This is a genomic window from Ruegeria sp. CJ6, from assembly GCF_056536665.1.
In genome coordinates this window covers 791,542-808,372 of record NZ_JBQFQB010000002.1, presented here as the reverse complement: position 1 = coordinate 808,372, position 16,831 = coordinate 791,542, and the positions used below count along the sequence as shown (strand labels likewise).

15 protein-coding genes are annotated in these 16,831 nt (G+C 57.8%); 9 read left to right on the top strand and 6 right to left on the bottom strand.

Going from position 1 to position 16,831, the window contains the following annotated elements:
* The first annotated feature begins 142 nt into the window (after window positions 1-142).
* Window positions 143-631: a hypothetical protein gene (locus ACR0BT_RS09380; protein WP_223117115.1), complete on the top strand. Its 489-nt coding sequence runs from the start codon at window positions 143-145 to the stop codon at window positions 629-631.
* Here the strand turns inward: ACR0BT_RS09380 and ACR0BT_RS09375 are convergent.
* Window positions 628-1,257 carry a ribonuclease T2 family protein gene (locus ACR0BT_RS09375; protein ID WP_170508836.1) on the bottom strand — a complete coding sequence of 210 codons (630 nt, stop codon included), beginning with the start codon at window positions 1,255-1,257 and terminating at the stop codon, window positions 628-630. The genes ACR0BT_RS09380 and ACR0BT_RS09375 overlap by 4 nt on opposite strands.
* 130 nt (window positions 1,258-1,387) lie before the next feature.
* Here ACR0BT_RS09375 and ACR0BT_RS09370 point away from each other — a divergent pair, with 130 nt between their 5' ends.
* Together ACR0BT_RS09370 and ACR0BT_RS09365 are read left to right on the top strand one after the other, a co-directional pair.
* Complete coding sequence (locus tag ACR0BT_RS09370; RefSeq protein WP_170406573.1) at window positions 1,388-2,149, top strand: DUF1013 domain-containing protein; 762 nt, start codon at window positions 1,388-1,390, stop codon at window positions 2,147-2,149.
* Window positions 2,150-2,202: 53 nt separating this feature from the next.
* Complete coding sequence (locus tag ACR0BT_RS09365) at window positions 2,203-2,592, top strand: hypothetical protein (RefSeq protein ID WP_223117116.1); 390 nt, start codon at window positions 2,203-2,205, stop codon at window positions 2,590-2,592.
* A gap of 43 nt (window positions 2,593-2,635) precedes the next feature.
* Here the strand turns inward: ACR0BT_RS09365 and ACR0BT_RS09360 are convergent, their stop codons facing one another.
* Both ACR0BT_RS09360 and ACR0BT_RS09355 read right to left on the bottom strand, forming a co-directional pair.
* A complete protein-coding gene (locus ACR0BT_RS09360; RefSeq protein ID WP_170425783.1) occupies window positions 2,636-3,667 on the bottom strand; it encodes a permease in 1,032 nt (343 codons plus the stop codon).
* Entirely contained in the window at window positions 3,660-3,968 is a 309-nt protein-coding gene (locus tag ACR0BT_RS09355) for an ArsR/SmtB family transcription factor (protein ID WP_480763007.1), read from the bottom strand. The genes ACR0BT_RS09360 and ACR0BT_RS09355 overlap by 8 nt, the downstream gene beginning before the upstream one ends.
* A 146-nt stretch (window positions 3,969-4,114) precedes the next feature.
* On the opposite strand from ACR0BT_RS09355, the gene pdxR reads away from it, so the two are divergent.
* The 5 genes from pdxR to ACR0BT_RS09330 all read left to right on the top strand — a co-directional run bounded on the left by pdxR (window position 4,115) and on the right by ACR0BT_RS09330 (window position 12,189).
* Entirely contained in the window at window positions 4,115-5,575 is a 1,461-nt protein-coding gene (gene pdxR, locus ACR0BT_RS09350; protein ID WP_170398719.1) for a MocR-like pyridoxine biosynthesis transcription factor PdxR, read from the top strand.
* Window positions 5,576-5,699: 124 nt separating this feature from the next.
* Window positions 5,700-7,475, top strand: coding sequence for a sulfoacetaldehyde acetyltransferase (gene xsc, locus ACR0BT_RS09345; RefSeq protein ID WP_480763006.1), 1,776 nt, complete (start codon window positions 5,700-5,702; stop codon window positions 7,473-7,475).
* Between the two features lie 169 nt (window positions 7,476-7,644).
* Window positions 7,645-10,461, top strand: coding sequence for a molybdopterin oxidoreductase family protein (locus tag ACR0BT_RS09340; RefSeq protein ID WP_480763005.1), 2,817 nt, complete (start codon window positions 7,645-7,647; stop codon window positions 10,459-10,461).
* A gap of 91 nt (window positions 10,462-10,552) precedes the next feature.
* Window positions 10,553-11,302: a 4Fe-4S dicluster domain-containing protein gene (locus ACR0BT_RS09335; protein ID WP_480763004.1), complete on the top strand. Its 750-nt coding sequence runs from the start codon at window positions 10,553-10,555 to the stop codon at window positions 11,300-11,302.
* Window positions 11,302-12,189, top strand: coding sequence for a DmsC/YnfH family molybdoenzyme membrane anchor subunit (locus ACR0BT_RS09330; RefSeq protein ID WP_170818436.1), 888 nt, complete (start codon window positions 11,302-11,304; stop codon window positions 12,187-12,189). The genes ACR0BT_RS09335 and ACR0BT_RS09330 overlap by 1 nt, the downstream gene beginning before the upstream one ends.
* Window positions 12,190-12,323: 134 nt before the next feature.
* Here ACR0BT_RS09330 and dapA read toward each other — a convergent pair whose 3' ends face one another.
* On the bottom strand, window positions 12,324-13,196 hold the full coding sequence (dapA, locus tag ACR0BT_RS09325; RefSeq protein ID WP_480763003.1) for a 4-hydroxy-tetrahydrodipicolinate synthase: 873 nt from the start codon (window positions 13,194-13,196) through the stop codon (window positions 12,324-12,326).
* A 123-nt stretch (window positions 13,197-13,319) separates the two neighbouring features.
* Here dapA and ACR0BT_RS09320 point away from each other — a divergent pair, with 123 nt between their 5' ends.
* On the top strand, window positions 13,320-15,293 hold the full coding sequence (locus ACR0BT_RS09320; protein WP_480763002.1) for a lytic transglycosylase domain-containing protein: 1,974 nt from the start codon (window positions 13,320-13,322) through the stop codon (window positions 15,291-15,293).
* On the opposite strand, the gene ACR0BT_RS09315 is transcribed toward ACR0BT_RS09320, so the two are convergent.
* Entirely contained in the window at window positions 15,258-16,136 is an 879-nt protein-coding gene (locus ACR0BT_RS09315; protein WP_480763001.1) for a DMT family transporter, read from the bottom strand. The genes ACR0BT_RS09320 and ACR0BT_RS09315 overlap by 36 nt on opposite strands.
* A complete protein-coding gene (mnmC2, locus tag ACR0BT_RS09310; RefSeq protein ID WP_480763000.1) occupies window positions 16,133-16,798 on the bottom strand; it encodes a tRNA (5-methylaminomethyl-2-thiouridine)(34)-methyltransferase MnmC2 in 666 nt (221 codons plus the stop codon). Before mnmC2 ends, ACR0BT_RS09315 begins: the two co-directional genes overlap by 4 nt.
* Between the last annotated feature and the right edge of the window lie 33 nt (window positions 16,799-16,831).

Sequence of the window (16,831 nt, the reverse complement as noted above, 5' to 3'; positions counted from 1 at the left end):
TCCACAAGCTAGGTGATCTTAGAATTCAGATTGGCTGAATACGACCTAGTATCTGGGGCGCAATAAAAGAATGCTCTTGGCTGGGCTGTCGAAACTTGTAACTTGGGCACAGTTTCACAACGTAACTCTGTGGATTTCAAATATGCCCCGCCTTCTCGCCCTCACCCTAGCCGCCTTCACCGCCACTGCTGCCTTGTCGCAGGCACTCATCGACAAAGGCTTCGTCGAAGGCTGGAACATCATGATGGACCCCAACCTCGGCAATGGGTGCCTGATCCAGACGGTGTATCAGGATCTTTCGGTGGTGCGGCTAGGCTATGACGCACTGGACGATCGCGGATACTTCACTGTCTACAACAAGGCTTGGGGCGACATTAAACCGGGGGAACAATATCCGATCCGGTTTGATCTGGACGGCAAGAGCTTTGATGCCACCGCCATCGGGTTCAAGCAGGATCGCGTGCCCGGCGCGACGGTGTTCTTTACGGACCGGAGTTTCGTCACCTCGATTGCGCAGAACAAGACCATGACCGTCTACAATCCAGAAGGTCAGACCGTCATGGCGATTGATCTGAAAGGCACCGCCAAAGCGCTGGATTATGCGCGCGACTGCCAGAACAAAAAGCTCTAACGAATCGGATCAAACACCGCGTCTTTAGCGGTGCAATCACGGATCACGTCGCGGCCACAGGGCACCGGGTCAAGATTGCGGGACAGGCATAGGCGGACTTCTTCGATATAGCCTTGCTTACAGGTGATGGTGATCATGTCAGGCTCAAGCGTGGGATTGGCCTTGAGAAAGGCCTCTTCCACCACCGAAGCGGGCAGTTTGACCGTAGCGTCCAGCTTGCGGAACACTTCGGGGCGCGCAACTCCTGCATAAGCCTGCCGCGACAGGGCGAAATAGTCGGGTGCACTGAGGCCCGAACAGGTGCCGTGCTTTTTCCATTGATGCCAGGCCAACCCGGATGAGCCCTGAATATCCTCCATTTCCCGCGTCATGCGGCGTGTGGGTGGCGCTTCGGACGTGCGACAATACGAAGGCCAGCCCTGATGGAATTGCGGCCAGAGCCCATGCAATATCCACCCATGATCGTGTCGCGTGTCGCACTGATCCGAGCCGCGCGCATCGCCTTCGCGGGCGCACCAATTGGGCGACCAGCTGAGCGACAGGACGTAGTAGTCAAAATCGCCCGCCTTTTCGCCCTCGGCCATCGCAGCCATGGCACTCAGCACCCACAAAATCGCCCAGCGCATTCGCCTCTTCCCTTCTTTAGCTGTCGCGACTATATAGGCCCCAAGTTCCCCGACAACGGAAACCTGCCCCATAGCTTCGGGGCCGCCGAATTCCGGCGACGGGACAGATGTATTTATAGGAGACGGGCTGATGGCAAAACCGCTTATGGCCAAGGCAACCGCCGTATGGCTGGTGGACAACACCACGATCAGCTTCAAGCAGATCGCGGATTTCGTAGGCATGCACGAGCTGGAAGTGCAGGGTATTGCGGATGGTGATGTGGCTGCAGGTGTCAAAGGGTTTGACCCGATTGCCAACAACCAGCTGACTCAGGAAGAAATTGACACCGCGCAAAACAACCCGCTGCACAAGCTGAAGCTGAAATTCAATCCGGCGGCATCAGGCGAAGAGAAACGCCGTGGTCCGCGCTACACCCCGCTGTCCAAGCGTCAGGACCGTCCGAACTCGATCCTGTGGCTGGTCAAGTTCCACCCGGAACTCAGCGACGGCCAGATTGCCAAGCTGGTCGGCACCACTAAGCCGACCATCCAGTCGATCCGCGAGCGGACGCACTGGAACATCTCGAACATGCAGCCGATCGATCCGGTTGCCCTGGGACTGTGCAAACAATCCGAACTGGATGCCATCGTGCAAAAGGCCGCGGCCAAGAAAGCAGCCGAAGGTGGCGTGATGAGCGATGATGAGCGTCGCAAACTGGTCTCGACCGAACAGTCGCTCGAGATGGATTCAGCGCCCAAGATCCCGACCGCGATCGAAGGTCTCGAGACATTCTCGTTGTCCGAGGACACCAACGAGAAGGAAGAAGAAGAGCCCATCGTCGATGCGGATAGCTTCTTCAACCTGCCCAAGGGTGGTGGTGATGAAGAAGACGAAGACGATCTGCGCCCCTGAGATGCGCATGGTCCCGGCCTCAAGTAGCTGGGACCCGATTTTTGGGTGATTTGATGCTAAAGGTTCTATCCTTATTCTTCGACGCGCATCGTGCCGTTTCAATCTATGTGTTCCTGAAATCCTGGTGGTTGGCCATTACAGGTGCCGTAGTGATGATTGCAATAGTCGCTGGCTTGCTATTGCTGAATGACGACGGCAAGCACGAGCACGAGGCGTTTCTCACCGTCGCGGTTTTGTCGGCGACACCGATCAATGGCGATCTCAAGAACGGGGTCATTGCTTCGGTGCGCTTGCCGGATGGCTCAGCAGCATCAATCACCTCGACCGAAGGGCCGATTGCTCAGACAGTTGGAACCCAAGCCTGTATCGAGAAACGGGTTTTCGTTGAAACTGGAGAGCCAAGGTATCGGTTCAAACTGCCACGATATTGCGAAGCGAGCTAGAAAAGCAAAACCGCCCGATGGCTCAACCGGGCGGTTTTTTTGTTCAGATCATCTGAAACAGGATGCCTGCTACGATGGCACCGCTGATGCCCAAACCCAGATAGGTGGCAAAGACGCGCGGTTTCACCAGTGACCACACGGCCGCCATCGCAGGTATCGAACTGACGGCGCCGGCCACCATGAACGACATCGCAGCACCCGCACTCATACCCTGTTCCATCAGACCCGCAAGAAGCGGTGGTGCGACGTAAGAGTTCAGATAGGCAGGCATTCCGACCAAGGCAGCGATGACAATTGGCACAACACCCTCACCACCAACAACCCGGGCGATCAGGTCTGCCGGAACATAGCTGACCAGCAGCGCCTCGAGCACGTAGGCGAACGCTAGCCATTTGAGCAAGAACAGACCGTTATGAACGAATTCGGCCCGAAAGCGCGTCCGACGGTCAGGGTCTTGCCAGAACTTCCAGACGGGTTTGTCATCTTGCTTTGGTCCGCAACCGCAGCAACCAGCGGGTTTGTATTCACGCAACGGCTGCGCAAAGGCACCTCCCCGCATCAGGGTGCGCACGGCAAACCCGCCGAACAAACCCAACGCGACAGCGGCAACCGCTTTACCAATTGCAAACGGCCAACCCAGCGCACCCGCAGTAATCAGCAGCGTCGGGGGGTCGATCAACGGTGAACTGAGCCAGAATGCCATCACGGCCGACAATGGCGCACCCAGAGCCAGCAAGCCTGCGATGAATGGGATCACTTCGCAGGAACAAAATGGGGCCAGCCCGCCAAACAACGCGGCCAGAAAGATCATCCGTGTCTCGCGACCCTCAAATGCACGGGCGACCATCACTTCGGCCCCGGTTGCCTTCAGGTATGATAGCAGCAGAACAGCAAACAGGATGTACTGGCCCGTATGCGCAAGCGCTTTGGCTGCAAAACTCACGACCTCGGTCCAGTTGCCCGGATCAAGAACGGCCACCAGCGCCAGTATGACCACGATCAGAGCCCAGGGCGTTTTGATCAGGTCGATCAGGTTTCTGGCAAGTGGCTTGGGGTTTTGGGTCAGTTCAGCCATCGTTTGCGGCCTTTCCGATTTCGTCTGCGCAGCATTCACTTAGGATGAACTGCGCCAGGTTTCTCAATTCGTCAAAGCACGCGCGGTTGATCGTGCTACGCCCGATCTTCTCTTGCTCAACTACTCCGCCAGCAGCCAGAAACCGCAGATGATGCGCCAGAGTCGAGGGCGCGATTCCTGTCCTCGTCTGAATTTCTCCAACGGTCAGGCCTGCTTCCCCAGCACGAACCAAGGTCTTAAGAACCTTCAATCGGGCTTCCGAGCCCATGGCAGAGAAACCTGTGGCAGCTTCTTCCCACATCTTTTATCTCCATTAAACTAGATTTCTGGTTATTTAGTTTAATTCGTATCCTGCGTCAACCACACGTGTGCGTAAAACTCCCTACATGGTTCGCAGGGCCATAAGTCCAGATTGCCACCGCCTTAGGTCCAACCTATAACGATGCAATGGGTATTTCGGTCGACACATTCTTTTTGGAACGCAATGGGCAAGGCACCTTACAGGCGCAGCTGCAACAGCTGATTGCCGAAGGCATTCTGTCAGGACGCTTCCACGTCGGGGAAAAGCTGCCCTCGTCCCGTAAACTTGCTGCCCATTTGGGTGTCAGCCGGATTACGGTCACGCTTGCCTATACTGAACTGCTGGCCAATGATTACCTGACCGCCAAAGGCCGGTCGGGATACTATGTTTCAGAAAATGCGCCAGTGCCGCCGACCTACACGCCAGTGCGGCGCGACACCGAAGTGGTTGACTGGGATCAGGCGTTTGCCCGCCGTTTCTCGGGCGGTGATGTGCTGACAAAACCCAGCAACTGGCGTGACTACCGCTATCCCTTCATTTATGGCCAAGTCGACAGAAAGCTGTTCGATCATGCAAACTGGCGTCTCTGCGCAGTTCGGGCGTTGGGACATAAGGACTTTGATTCTCTGACCGGGGACTATGTCGATCAAGATGACCCGCTGCTGCTTGAATTCATCGCCCGGCATACTCTTCCCCGCCGTGGAATTGTAGCCCGGCCCGAAGAAATCTTGATCACCCTGGGCGCTCAGAACGCCCTTTGGCTGGCGTCTCGCATATTGCTGAACCGGAACCGTAGGGCAGCGATCGAGGACCCCTGCTATTACGCCCTGCGCGATCTTCTGATTCACTCGGAATGCAAGCTGTCTTATCTGAAGGTCGACCGGGACGGGTTGCCCCCGGAAACAATCCCTGACGATACCGACGTCATATTCACCACCCCCAGCCACCAGAGCCCGACAACCGCGACCATGCCGGTGGACCGCCGACATGCACTGCTGCGTCGTGCCCGCGAATTGGATGCCATGATCGTCGAGGATGACTATGAATTCGAAATGTCATTTCTCGGGGCCCCGTCACCGGCGCTCAGGTCAATGGATCGCGATGGGCGGGTGATCTACGTAGGCAGCTTTTCCAAGTCGCTGTTTCCGGGGCTTCGATTGGGCTACATGGTCGGGTCCGAACCCTTTATCCGTGAAGCGCGCGCCCTGCGATCTCTGGTCTTGCGTCACCCTCCTGGCCACATGCAGCGAACTGCAGCCTACTTCCTATCGCTCGGGCACTATGATGCTCAGATCCGGCGCATGTCTAAAACGCTGCAACGCCGTCGCGAAGCGATTGAGGAGGCAATTGGACAATATGGTCTGACTGTTGCTGGGCGCGGGATGCTGGGCGGATCATCGATCTGGATGCAAGCGCCGCTGCATGTAGACACCAGCAAACTGGCCCGAGACCTGCAGCGCCAAAGCGTCCATATCGAACCGGGTGAGGCATTTTTTTCAAGCCAGAACAGGCCAAAGAACTTTTATCGGCTGGGCTACTCTTCAATCTCGTCGGATCGTATCGAACCGGGAATCCAACAGATTGCTGAAGCGATCCGGCGTTCTTAAGCACTCTGGACTTAAACCGCTACCGGTTCTGGCCCTAACGCCACAGACACCCGTACGCCAAAACCGATCAGAAAACTGGGTGCAAAACCCCCGTTCCATCCTTCTATGATCGGAGATTACGCAGATGAAGATGACCACTGAAGAAGCCTTTGTAAAAACCCTGCAGATGCATGGCATCGAACATGCGTTCGGTATCATCGGCTCGGCCATGATGCCGATCTCCGACATCTTTGGCAAAGCAGGCATCACTTTCTGGGATTGTGCCCACGAAGGGTCCGGCGGCATGATGGCTGACGGCTACACCCGCGCAACCGGCAAGATGTCGATGATGATCGCCCAGAACGGCCCCGGCATCACCAACTTTGTGACCGCCGTCAAAACTGCCTATTGGAACCACACACCGCTGCTGCTGGTCACTCCGCAGGCCGCAAACAAGACCATGGGTCAAGGTGGTTTCCAGGAAATGGAGCAGATGCGCATGTTCGCAGACTGCGTTTGCTACCAGGAAGAGGTGCGTGACCCCAGCCGTATGGCCGAGGTTCTGAGCCGCGTAATCATGAACGCCAAGCGCGCTTCGGCACCTGCGCAGATCAACGTTCCGCGCGACTTCTTCACTCAGGTGATCGACATCGAGCTGCCTGCTGTTGTTGAGTTTGAACTGCCTTCGGGTGGTGCATCGGCCGTATCCGAAGCTGCCGCTCTGCTGTCGAACGCAAAGAACCCCGTTATCCTGAACGGTGCAGGCACCGTTCTGTCGAAAGGCGGCATCGAAGCGTCGAAAGCACTGGCCGAGCGTCTGGACGCTCCGGTTTGCGTTGGCTACCAGCACAATGACGCTTTCCCCGGCTCGCACCCACTGTTCGCTGGCCCGCTGGGCTATAACGGCTCAAAAGCCGGTATGCAGCTGATCAAGGAAGCAGACGTTGTTCTGTGCCTCGGTACACGCCTGAACCCGTTCTCGACCCTTCCAGGCTACGGCATGGAGTACTGGCCTGCAGATGCAAAGATCATTCAGGTCGACATCAACCCCGACCGCATCGGCCTGACCAAGAAGGTCTCGGTTGGTATCGTGGGCGATGCGGCGACCGTTGCCACCAGCATCCTGAACCAACTGTCCGACACAGCCGGTGACGAAGGCCGCGACGCGCGCAAGGCGAAAATCGCCGAAACCAAATCGCGTTGGGCGCAAGAGCTGACCTCGATGGACCACGAGCAGGACGATCCGGGCACCACCTGGAACGAACGCGCGCGCGCCGCTAAGCCGGACTGGCTGAGCCCGCGCAAAGCATGGCGCGCGATCCAGTCCGCGCTGCCGAAAGAGGCGATCATCTCGTCCGACATCGGCAACAACTGCGCCATCGGCAACGCCTATCCTTCGTTTGAAGAAGGCCGCAAGTATCTGGCCCCCGGCCTGTTCGGCCCCTGTGGCTATGGTCTGCCTTCGGTCATTGGCGCGAAGATCGGCTGCCCGGATGTACCAGTTGTCGGCTTCTCTGGCGACGGTGCCTTTGGCATTGCAGTCACTGAACTGACCGCCATCGGTCGCGAAGAATGGCCAGCCATCACTCAGGTTGTGTTCCGCAACTACCAGTGGGGTGCGGAAAAGCGGAACTCGACCCTGTGGTTCGATGACAACTTCGTCGGCACCGAGTTGGACACAAAAGTGTCCTATGCCGGCATCGCCAACGCCTGTGGCCTGAAAGGCGTCATCGCACGCACTCAGGATGAGCTGACTGCGGCGCTGAGCCAGGCGATCGAGGATCAGAAGAACGGCATCACCACCCTGATCGAAGCAATGATCAACCAGGAACTGGGTGAACCCTTCCGTCGCGACGCGATGAAGAAGCCGGTTAAGGTTGCAGGTATCGACGCAAGCGACATGCGTCTGCAGCAGGTTTGATTGCTGTCAAAAACATAAGTCGGACCGGGTTCAACCGGTCCCCTTAAAAAAAGCAGAGGAAGGGGGTGCCTGCACTCTCTTCCTCTATATGGTTGAGCCCGGTGTGCTTACGCTCCAGTGTGTTCAACACGTACAGGTACCAAGGCGATCCGCCACAGGGAGAGACAGCGTGAATCAACAACCGAACCTCAACCTATCCCCACCCGTGTCAGACGAGATCCGCCGGACTACATGCTACATGTGTGCCTGCCGCTGCGGTATCAACGTGCACATGAAGGATGGGAAGGTCGCCTATATCGAAGGCAATCGGGATCATCCGGTAAACAAGGGCGTTCTCTGCGCCAAAGGCAGCGCGGGGATTATGCAGGTGAACGCCCCGTCGCGCCTACGCGCACCGCTCAAACGCGTCGGCCCGCGTGGGTCTGGCGAGTTCGAAGAGATCAGTTGGGACGAGGCGCTCGAGATCGCTGTCGGTTGGCTAAAACCGATCCGCGAAGACAACCCCGAGAAACTGGCCTTTTTCACCGGCCGTGATCAGAGCCAGAGCTTCACCAGTTTCTGGGCACAGAATTTCGGCACCTGTAACTATGCGGCCCATGGCGGGTTCTGTTCGGTCAACATGGCAGCCGGTGGCATCTACACGATGGGCGGTGCATTCTGGGAATTCGGTCAGCCCGACTGGGATCACACCAAGCTGTTCATGCTGTTCGGCGTTGCAGAAGACCACGACAGCAACCCGATTAAAATGGGCATCGGCAAGATCAAGGCGCGCGGTGCCCGGGTGATTGGGGTAAATCCGATCCGCTCGGGCTATAACGCCGTGGCAGATGATTGGGTCGGCATCACCCCCGGTACCGATGGTCTGTTCATCTTGTCGATGATCCATGTGCTGATGAAGGCAGGCAAAATCGATCTGGATTACCTAAGTCGCTACACCAACGCGCCGGTCCTGATCAACGCATCCGACGGTCCGGAAAAGGGTCTGTTCCTGAAAGACGATGACGGCAAGCCATTGGTCATCGACCGCAATACCGGCAAGCTGACTGCTTTCGACACCCACGGCGTCCGCCCTGACCTATCAGCGACCTACGAAAAGGACGGTGTCACCCACCGCCCCGTCTTCCACCACATGGCAGAACGGTATCTGGCGGATGAATACGCCCCCGAGGCAATCGCAGAAAAATGCGGCGTGCCAGCGACCCGCATTCGCGCGATTGCTGGCGAGCTGGCCCGTGTGGCCTTTGATGAAGCGTTCGAACTGGACCATGAATGGATCGATTTCCGGGGCGAGAAACACTCGAAGATGATTGGTCGCCCCGTCGCGATGCACTCGATGCGCGGCGTTTCAGCCCATGCCAACGGTTTCCAGACCTGCCGCGCCCTGCATGTGTTGCAGATCCTGCTTGGAACGGTCGAAGTCCCCGGCGGCTTCCGCTTCAAGCCACCCTACCCCAAGCCAGTTGAGGCGCATCCGACTCCGCATTGTAAGGTGACGCCGAATACACCTCTGGACGGGCCGCATCTGGGGTTTGTTCGCGGCCCCGAGCATCTGGCGCTGAAAGAAGACGGCAGCCCGGCGCGGATCGACAAAGCGTTTACATGGGAAAACCCGATGTCCAGCCACGGGCTGATGCACATGGTGATCTCGAATGCCCATGCAGGCGATCCCTACAAGATCGATACGTTGTTCATGTACATGGCCAACATGTCCTGGAATTCGACGATGAACACCAAGGGTGTCATGGAGATGCTGACGGACAAGGATGAGAACGGCGACTACGCGATCCCGCATATCATCTATTCCGATGCTTATTCCTCGGAAATGGTGGCCTATGCCGACCTTATCCTGCCCGATACAACCTATCTGGAACGACACGACTGTATCTCGCTACTGGACCGCCCGATCTGCGAGGCCGAGGCAGCGGCAGACGCGATCCGTTGGCCGGTGATTGAACCCGACCGCGACGTACGCGGCTTCCAGTCGGTGCTGATCGATCTGGCCAATCGCATGGATCTGCCCGGCTTTACCAACGATGATGGCAGCGCCAAGTGGACGGATTACGCCGACTATATCGTCAACCACGAACGCAAGCCGGGCATTGGACCGCTTGCCGGTTTCCGGGGCGAAAACGGCGACAAGGAAGGTCGTGGCGAGGTTAACCCCGACCAATTGAACCAATACATCGAGAATGGTGGCTTCTTTGTCGCGCATATTCCCGAAGGTGCGGATTACTACAAACCTTGGAACACTGCCTATCAAGACTGGGCTGTGGGCATGGGTATCTATGACAGCCCACAGCCCTATCTATTCCAGCTCTATTCCGAGCCGATGCGTAAATTCCAACTGGCCGCCGAAGGCTACGGGGAACGCCAGCCCCCAGATCACCTGCGCGCGCAGATCCAAGATACAATGGACCCCCTGCCCATTTGGTACGAAACCGATCAGACCGGCAATGAAGGCTTCACCGTCAACGCTCTGACCCAGCGGCCAATGGCGATGTATCATAGTTGGGGCACACAAAACGCCTGGTTGCGTCAGCTGCATGGGCGCAACCCGCTATACGTCCCGACCAAGCTGATGCGTGAACACGGTCTGCAAGACGGCGATTGGGCCAAAGTCAGCTCTCCACATGGCGAGATCACGGTACCCGTCATGGAGATGGCTGCGCTGAACAACAATACCGTGTGGACTTGGAATGCCATCGGAAAGCGCAAAGGGGCCTGGGCCTTGCAGAAAGACGCACCCGAGGCCACCAAGGGTTTCCTGCTCAACCACCTGATCCATGAGCTGCTGCCCCCCAAAGGTGACGGCCTGCGCTGGGCAAACTCTGATCCGATCACTGGTCAGGCCGCCTGGTTCGATCTGAAGGTAAAAATCGAAAAGGCCGCCGCTCCAAGCGATGCTGAAAGCCAGCCAGAATTCGCTCCAATCAAATCGCCGGTCGGGCAAGGGCCAAAGGATTTGGCCTGGAAGGTGGGCAAATGACCCGATCCGTTCTTCATCTGGCTATAAATATCTCGGGGTCTGGGGCAGAGCCCCAGCCCGCCCTGACCACAATCGCAGAGGCAAGGCAGTCATGACCCAGCTCCCCCAATCAACCGAACGCAAGATGGGTCTGGTCATTGATCTGGACACCTGCGTTGGCTGCCATGCCTGCGTCATTTCATGCAAAGGCTGGAACACCGAAAACTACGGCGCGCCACTGTCGGATCAGGATGCTTATGGTGCTGACCCTTCAGGCACCTTCCTGAACCGGGTGCACTCTTACGAGGTGCAACCCGCCGAAGGGCATGCCCAATTGATCCACTTCCCAAAATCCTGCCTGCATTGTGAAGACGCACCCTGCGTGACCGTCTGCCCCACTGGTGCCAGCTACAAGCGGGTTGAGGACGGAATCGTTCTGGTCAACGAAAGTGACTGCATCGGCTGCGGCCTGTGCGCGTGGTCCTGCCCCTATGGCGCACGCGAACTGGATCAGGCCGAAGGCGTTATGAAGAAATGCACGCTTTGCGTCGATCGGATTTACAACGAGAACCTACCCGAGGTGGATCGTGTGCCCTCTTGTGTGCGCACCTGCCCGGCAGGTGCCCGACACTTTGGCGATCTCGGCGACCCTGGCAGTGATGTCAGCAAGCTGGTCGTCGAACGTGGCGGCATGGACCTGATGCCTGAAATGGGCACCAAGCCCGTCAACAAGTACCTGCCGCCCCGACCCAAGGACAAAATTGAGGAGCAGATTGACATCCTGGCCCCTCTGCTGGCCCCGGTCGCCGAAGAGCCCAAGGGTTTCCTCGGCTGGCTCGACAAGACCCTGGAGAAGCTCTGATGCACCCGGCACCTTCCGTTATCATCTTTACCACCCTGTCCGGTCTCGGATTTGGACTCTTGTTCTTCCTGGGGCTCGGCATACCTGACGTCTCGGGCTGGGTCGCGTTTGTGTTTTTCGCAATTGCCTATGGCTTGTCCATCGGCGGTTTGCTCGCGTCGACATTCCACCTCGGCCACCCAGAGCGTGCCTGGAAAGCCTTCACCCAGTGGCGCTCAAGCTGGCTCAGCCGCGAGGGCTGGTGCGCGGTCATCGCGCTGCTCGTCATGGGGCTCTATGCAATTGGTGCGGTCTTTCTAGGCCAACGCTGGGGTGTGCTGGGCTGGATCGGGGCGGCATTTTCGCTGGCCACGGTCTTCACCACATCGATGATCTACACGCAGCTCAAGACCATCCCTCGCTGGAACATGAACCTGACACCGGCCATGTTCTTGTCGTTCAGCCTTGCAGGCGGGGCGTTGTTGGCCGGAGCAGAAGCGCTTGCCCCTTGGTTGCTGGCCATTGCCGGCGCTGTACAGCTTGCCTATTGGGCCAAGGGCGACGGTGCGTTGTCCCGATCGGGAACCACGCTGGCAACCGCGACAGGGCTTGGTGAGCGAGGCGCTGTCCGCGCATTTGAACCACCTCATACAGGTACAAACTATCTGCTGCGTGAGTTTGTGCATGTTGTCGGTCGGAAGCATGCGCAGAAACTACGGATGATATCCTTTGGTCTGGCTTTTGTGCTGCCTTTACTGCTGATCCTGCTCCCCGTCTCAGGTGTTCTGATCAAGCATTTCTTCGCGCTGGTGGCGGTGCTGTCGCATCTCACCGGCGTCGCTGTTTCACGCTGGTTGTTCTTCGCGCAAGCAGAGCATGTGGTTGGGTTGTACTACGGCAAGCGTTGATGGGGGCTCTGCCCCCGTCGCGGCAAGCCGCGCCTCCCCCGAGGTATTTCTAGCCAGATGAAATTTGGATCCCGAATTAAAAAAAGGGCGGCGCTCGATCTTCGAGGCCGCCCTTACGAGTCCGTGTATTGATTTCAGATTAATCCAGCATGCGCCATTGCTGCTTCGATAGCGGCTTTGGTGCTGTCTTCCAGCTCGGTCAGAGGCGAACGCACTTCGGTGCTGCAAAGGCCAAGTTTGCTGAGCGCGTATTTTGCGCCAACCAGACCGGGCTCGATGAAGATCGCTTCGTGCAGGGGCATCAGGCGGTCCTGATACTCCAGCGCCATTTTGTAGTCGCCATTCAGCGTTGCCAGCTGGAATTCAGCACAGAGCTTCGGAGCCACGTTTGCGGTGACCGAGATGCAGCCCACTCCGCCATGAGCATTGAAGCCCAGTGCAGTAGCGTCTTCTCCGGACAGCTGGCAGAAATCCGCACCACAGCTTGCACGCTGCTGGCTGACGCGCGCCAAATCTCCGGTCGCGTCCTTGACTCCGATGATGCGCGGCAGTTTCGCCAGCTCACCCATCGTTGCAGGAGTCATGTCGATGACCGAACGACCCGGGATATTGTAGATGATGATCGGGATATCGGCACTGTCATGCAGAGTTTGGAAATGCGCCAGCAGCCCCTTCTGGGTCGGCTTGTTGTAATAGGGGGTTACGACCAGCGCCGCATCCGCACCGATTTTTTGCGCAAACTGAACAAACCGAATTGCCTCGACAGTATTGTTGGAGCCCGCGCCTGCGATGACAGGCACGCGACCTGCTACAGCCTTCACCACTTCGGCGATAACCGTTTCATGTTCTTCATGGCTGAGGGTCGGGCTTTCGCCGGTCGTACCAACCGGAACCAGACCGGTCGAACCTTGCTGTATTTGCCATTCCACCAGGTGTTTGAGCGTTTCCAGGTCCAACGCGCCGTTGCTGAACGGGGTGACCAGGGCTGGCATTGAGCCTTTAAACATGGAACGCTCCTTAGGTGTTTTTTGCGCACCGGTCTGTCACGATTATGGGTTTGTGAGTTGATCCCGGCGGCGCAAGGTTTATCCTGCATGGCTGTATCCTTGGTTTGTTGGGGAATGCAAGGGATGAGACGTATTCTGTCGCTTGGAATAGCGATGATTCTGGCGCTGATGCTACAGCCGCATGCCACTCGTGCGGATGCGACGCAGGATTTGCGCGCGGGGCTCCATGAGATGCGCAAGGGCGATTGGAATGCCGCGCTGCGCGTGGCAGGCCAGCGTGGATCGGTGGCGCGGGACATTATTGTCTGGCATTGGCTACGCGAAGGTTTTGGCAGCTCGGGCGATGTACTGGTGTTTCTTGAGCGGCGCCCGGATTGGCCCGGTTTGGCCTGGCTGCGCCGTAAAAGCGAGCCATCATTCACCGGGGCCGATCCGAATCGAGTTCTGAAATTCTACGAAGGGTTGCCTCCGCAAACAGCAGAAGGTGCTTTGAATTATGCCGTGGCCTTGAAAAGCCAAGGCCGCAATGGTGAAGCAGAAGCCGACGTCGTAACCGCGTGGCGAACTATGCCGATGGGGTCGGGCCTACAAAAGGATTATCTTGAGAACTTCGGGAAGCTTCTGAGACCACATCACGAGGCCAGGTTGGATCGGATGTTGTGGGATGGGCATCTTGTCAGCGCCGGGCGGATGCTGCCCCTGGTCAACTCTGATCAGCGCAAACTGGCCGAGGCGCGCATTGCCCTGCAAAAGCGCGAAAACGGAGTGGACGGCAAAGTCGCCGCAGTGCCGGAATCACTGGCCAAAGACCCTGGCCTGGCATTTGATCGTTTCGTGTGGCGGGATCGCAAAGAACTGGACGACAGCGCCATTGATCTGATGTTGGCACGCTCGACCGGACCAAAATCGCTGGGTGAACCCGACAAATGGGCGGAAGGGCGACGCAGACTGGCACGTCTTGAGATGCGCACGGGAGATGCCGAACGCGCCTATGCGATTGCCGCCAATCACCACATGACCCCCGAAATGGGCTATGGCTATGCTGATTTGGAGTGGCTCTCGGGATTTCTGGCGCTGCGCAAGCTGAATGATCCGGCCACGGCGGTGCGGCATTTCCAGAATTTCTCGGAGGCGGTGCAATCGCCGATTTCGAAGGGTCGCGGTGGATATTGGCTGGGCCGCGCCTACGCGGCGCAGGGGGATGCTGACAAGGCGCACGAGGCTTATGCCGAAGGCGCGAACTATCAGACCTCGTTCTACGGGTTGCTGGCGGCGGAACAAATCGGCCGTCCGTTTGACAGCGAATTGGCCAACCCACGCCGCGCGCCGCATTGGAAACAAGCCGCATTCGCTGACTCAAGCGTGTTGGAGGCTGGATTGCTGTTGCAGCGCGCAGGAGAGGGAAACCTTTCAGAACGGTTTCTGACCCATTTGGTGGAAGGTCTCGATCAAACCCAGGCCGCTCAGCTGGGTGACCTGGTGATCGAACTGAACGAACCGCATCTGGCCGTCATGATCGCCAAGCGCGCGGCAACAACCGGTGTTGTTTTGCCTGCCGCTTATTACCCAGTGCACCCGGTCGCAGATATGGGACTTCCCATGGCGAAGGAAATGACGCTGGCAATTGCCCGACGCGAAAGTGAGTTCGATCCGGTAGTCATCAGTGGCGCAGGCGCGCGCGGTTTGATGCAGGTCATGCCCGCTACCGCCAAACTTGTGGCTCAGGATTTGGGTATTCTGGGTGGCCATAAAACCGCGCGCCTAACCTCGGACTGGCAATATAACGCAAAGCTGGGGGCGAATTATCTTGCAACGCTTGCAGAGGACTTCAACGGCAATGTCGTGATGATGGCCGCTGGATATAACGCGGGGCCAAGACGGCCGATTTCGTGGATGGAACGCTATGGCGACCCGCGCCGGGGCCAGGTGGATGTGATCGACTGGATCGAGACCATTCCTTTCAAGGAGACGCGCAACTATGTCATGCGTGTCGCCGAAAGCCTGCCGGTCTATCGCGCTCGGCTTGGGCAGCCAGCTTTACCAGTGCCATTCTCAAAGGAACTAACCGGTTCGACCCTTTCGTCGTTCGCGCCATAAGGTGAACAGGCCCGCCGCGATCACCAAAGCTGCGCCCAGAACAACCTCGGGGCGCAGCATCTCGTGGAAGATCGTGATGCCCAGAATTGCGCTCCACATCAGATGGAAATAGGCAAAGGGTTGCACGGCGCTGGCCTCTGCCATTTCGTAGCACTTAATCAATAGCCAGTGTCCCAGAGCGCCTGCGATGCAAAGCAACCCCATCCAAAACCAATCGCTGCTGGCCATGGGTTCCCAAAACCAGACACCAACAGCAGTCATTGCGACTGCACCAGCCACCCCAGTCCAGAAAAAACTGGTCGCAGTACTGTCCCGCCGAGCCGCATACCGTGTCAGTAGGCCATAAATCGCGAACATAAACGCCGAGATCAGCGGGATCACAGCCCAAGGGTTGAACACACCGGCACCGGGCTGCAGGATGATCAACACCCCGATGCAGCCGACCCCGATGGCGGCCCAGCGACGCCAGCCGACTTTCTCACCCAGAACCGGCCCGCTGAGGGCAGCGATCAGCAGCGGATAGCTGATGAAAACGGCCTGGCTTTCAATCAAGCCCAGAATGGTAAAGCTGAAAACGGCGACACAAATTTCTGCGGCCAGTAACACACCCCGGAATATCTGGAGTCCCAACTGGCTGGTTTGCGCCGCCGCCCGCAAACCTCCGCTAGATCTCGCAGCCAGAGCAATCACGAATGCGGCAAAGAACCAGTACCGGATCATCACCACCATATACGTATTGTAGGTACCGGCCAGATGGCGCGAAATCCCATCCTGCAAAGCAAACACGATCGTCGCGCTGACCATAAGCGCTATACCGGCGTTGACGTTGTTCTTCTGGCTCATTGCTTCACCGCCCGGGTCATGTGCCGTTTACGGCCAAAGCCGGGGCTGCGGGTAACATCAAAACCTGCGTCGGATAGGCCCCGACGCACGAAACCCGCGGCAGTATAGGTTGCCGCTGTACCGCCTTGAATCGTGTGCTCCGCCACCTGCTGCATCAGTTCAGCCTCCCACAGCTCGGGGTTTTTTGCGGGTGAGAAGCCATCCAGAAACCACGCATCTGCCTCACCTGCCCATGTGGGCAAGGTCTGGCGCGCGTCTCCGACCATGACCTCAAGATGCAACGTGTCCAGCACGCATTTCTGCCCATTCCATGTTTTCAGAAAGCGATCGGCCCACGGTGTCATCTCGGGGAAGGCGGCTAAAGCACGCGCCATATCGTCAGGCGCCATCGGAAAGGCCTCGAAGCTGGTGAACCGTAAAGGTGTAGTCTGCCCTGCTGCTTCCCACGCCGACCACGCGGTCAACAGATTCAGGCCGGTGCCAAAGCCTAGTTCAGCGATGTGAAACCCCGGTACAAAGCGCGTTGGCAGATCGTTGCCTGCCAGAAACACATGACGCGTTTCCTCTAACCCGTTCTGCAACGAGTAATAGGGGTCATCGAACCGATCCGAGACCGGGATCTGGTCTTCCGACCAAGTAAGTTCGGCACGCTGGTCTGCCATCGGGGAATCCTGTAGCTAAGCGGCGCGACACTG

Coding starts and splice junctions, on each gene's coding strand:
- xsc (WP_480763006.1), top strand. CDS start 5,700: ATGAAGATGACCACTGAAGAAGCCTTTGTAAAAACCCTGCAGATGCAT.
- ACR0BT_RS09380 (WP_223117115.1), top strand. CDS start 143: ATGCCCCGCCTTCTCGCCCTCACCCTAGCCGCCTTCACCGCCACTGCT.
- ACR0BT_RS09375 (WP_170508836.1), bottom strand. CDS start 1,257: ATGCGCTGGGCGATTTTGTGGGTGCTGAGTGCCATGGCTGCGATGGCC.
- ACR0BT_RS09365 (WP_223117116.1), top strand. CDS start 2,203: ATGCTAAAGGTTCTATCCTTATTCTTCGACGCGCATCGTGCCGTTTCA.
- ACR0BT_RS09330 (WP_170818436.1), top strand. CDS start 11,302: ATGCACCCGGCACCTTCCGTTATCATCTTTACCACCCTGTCCGGTCTC.
- ACR0BT_RS09315 (WP_480763001.1), bottom strand. CDS start 16,136: ATGAGCCAGAAGAACAACGTCAACGCCGGTATAGCGCTTATGGTCAGC.
- pdxR (WP_170398719.1), top strand. CDS start 4,115: ATGGGTATTTCGGTCGACACATTCTTTTTGGAACGCAATGGGCAAGGC.
- mnmC2 (WP_480763000.1), bottom strand. CDS start 16,798: ATGGCAGACCAGCGTGCCGAACTTACTTGGTCGGAAGACCAGATCCCG.
- ACR0BT_RS09335 (WP_480763004.1), top strand. CDS start 10,553: ATGACCCAGCTCCCCCAATCAACCGAACGCAAGATGGGTCTGGTCATT.
- ACR0BT_RS09355 (WP_480763007.1), bottom strand. CDS start 3,968: ATGTGGGAAGAAGCTGCCACAGGTTTCTCTGCCATGGGCTCGGAAGCC.
- dapA (WP_480763003.1), bottom strand. CDS start 13,196: ATGTTTAAAGGCTCAATGCCAGCCCTGGTCACCCCGTTCAGCAACGGC.
- ACR0BT_RS09370 (WP_170406573.1), top strand. CDS start 1,388: ATGGCAAAACCGCTTATGGCCAAGGCAACCGCCGTATGGCTGGTGGAC.
- ACR0BT_RS09360 (WP_170425783.1), bottom strand. CDS start 3,667: ATGGCTGAACTGACCCAAAACCCCAAGCCACTTGCCAGAAACCTGATC.
- ACR0BT_RS09320 (WP_480763002.1), top strand. CDS start 13,320: ATGAGACGTATTCTGTCGCTTGGAATAGCGATGATTCTGGCGCTGATG.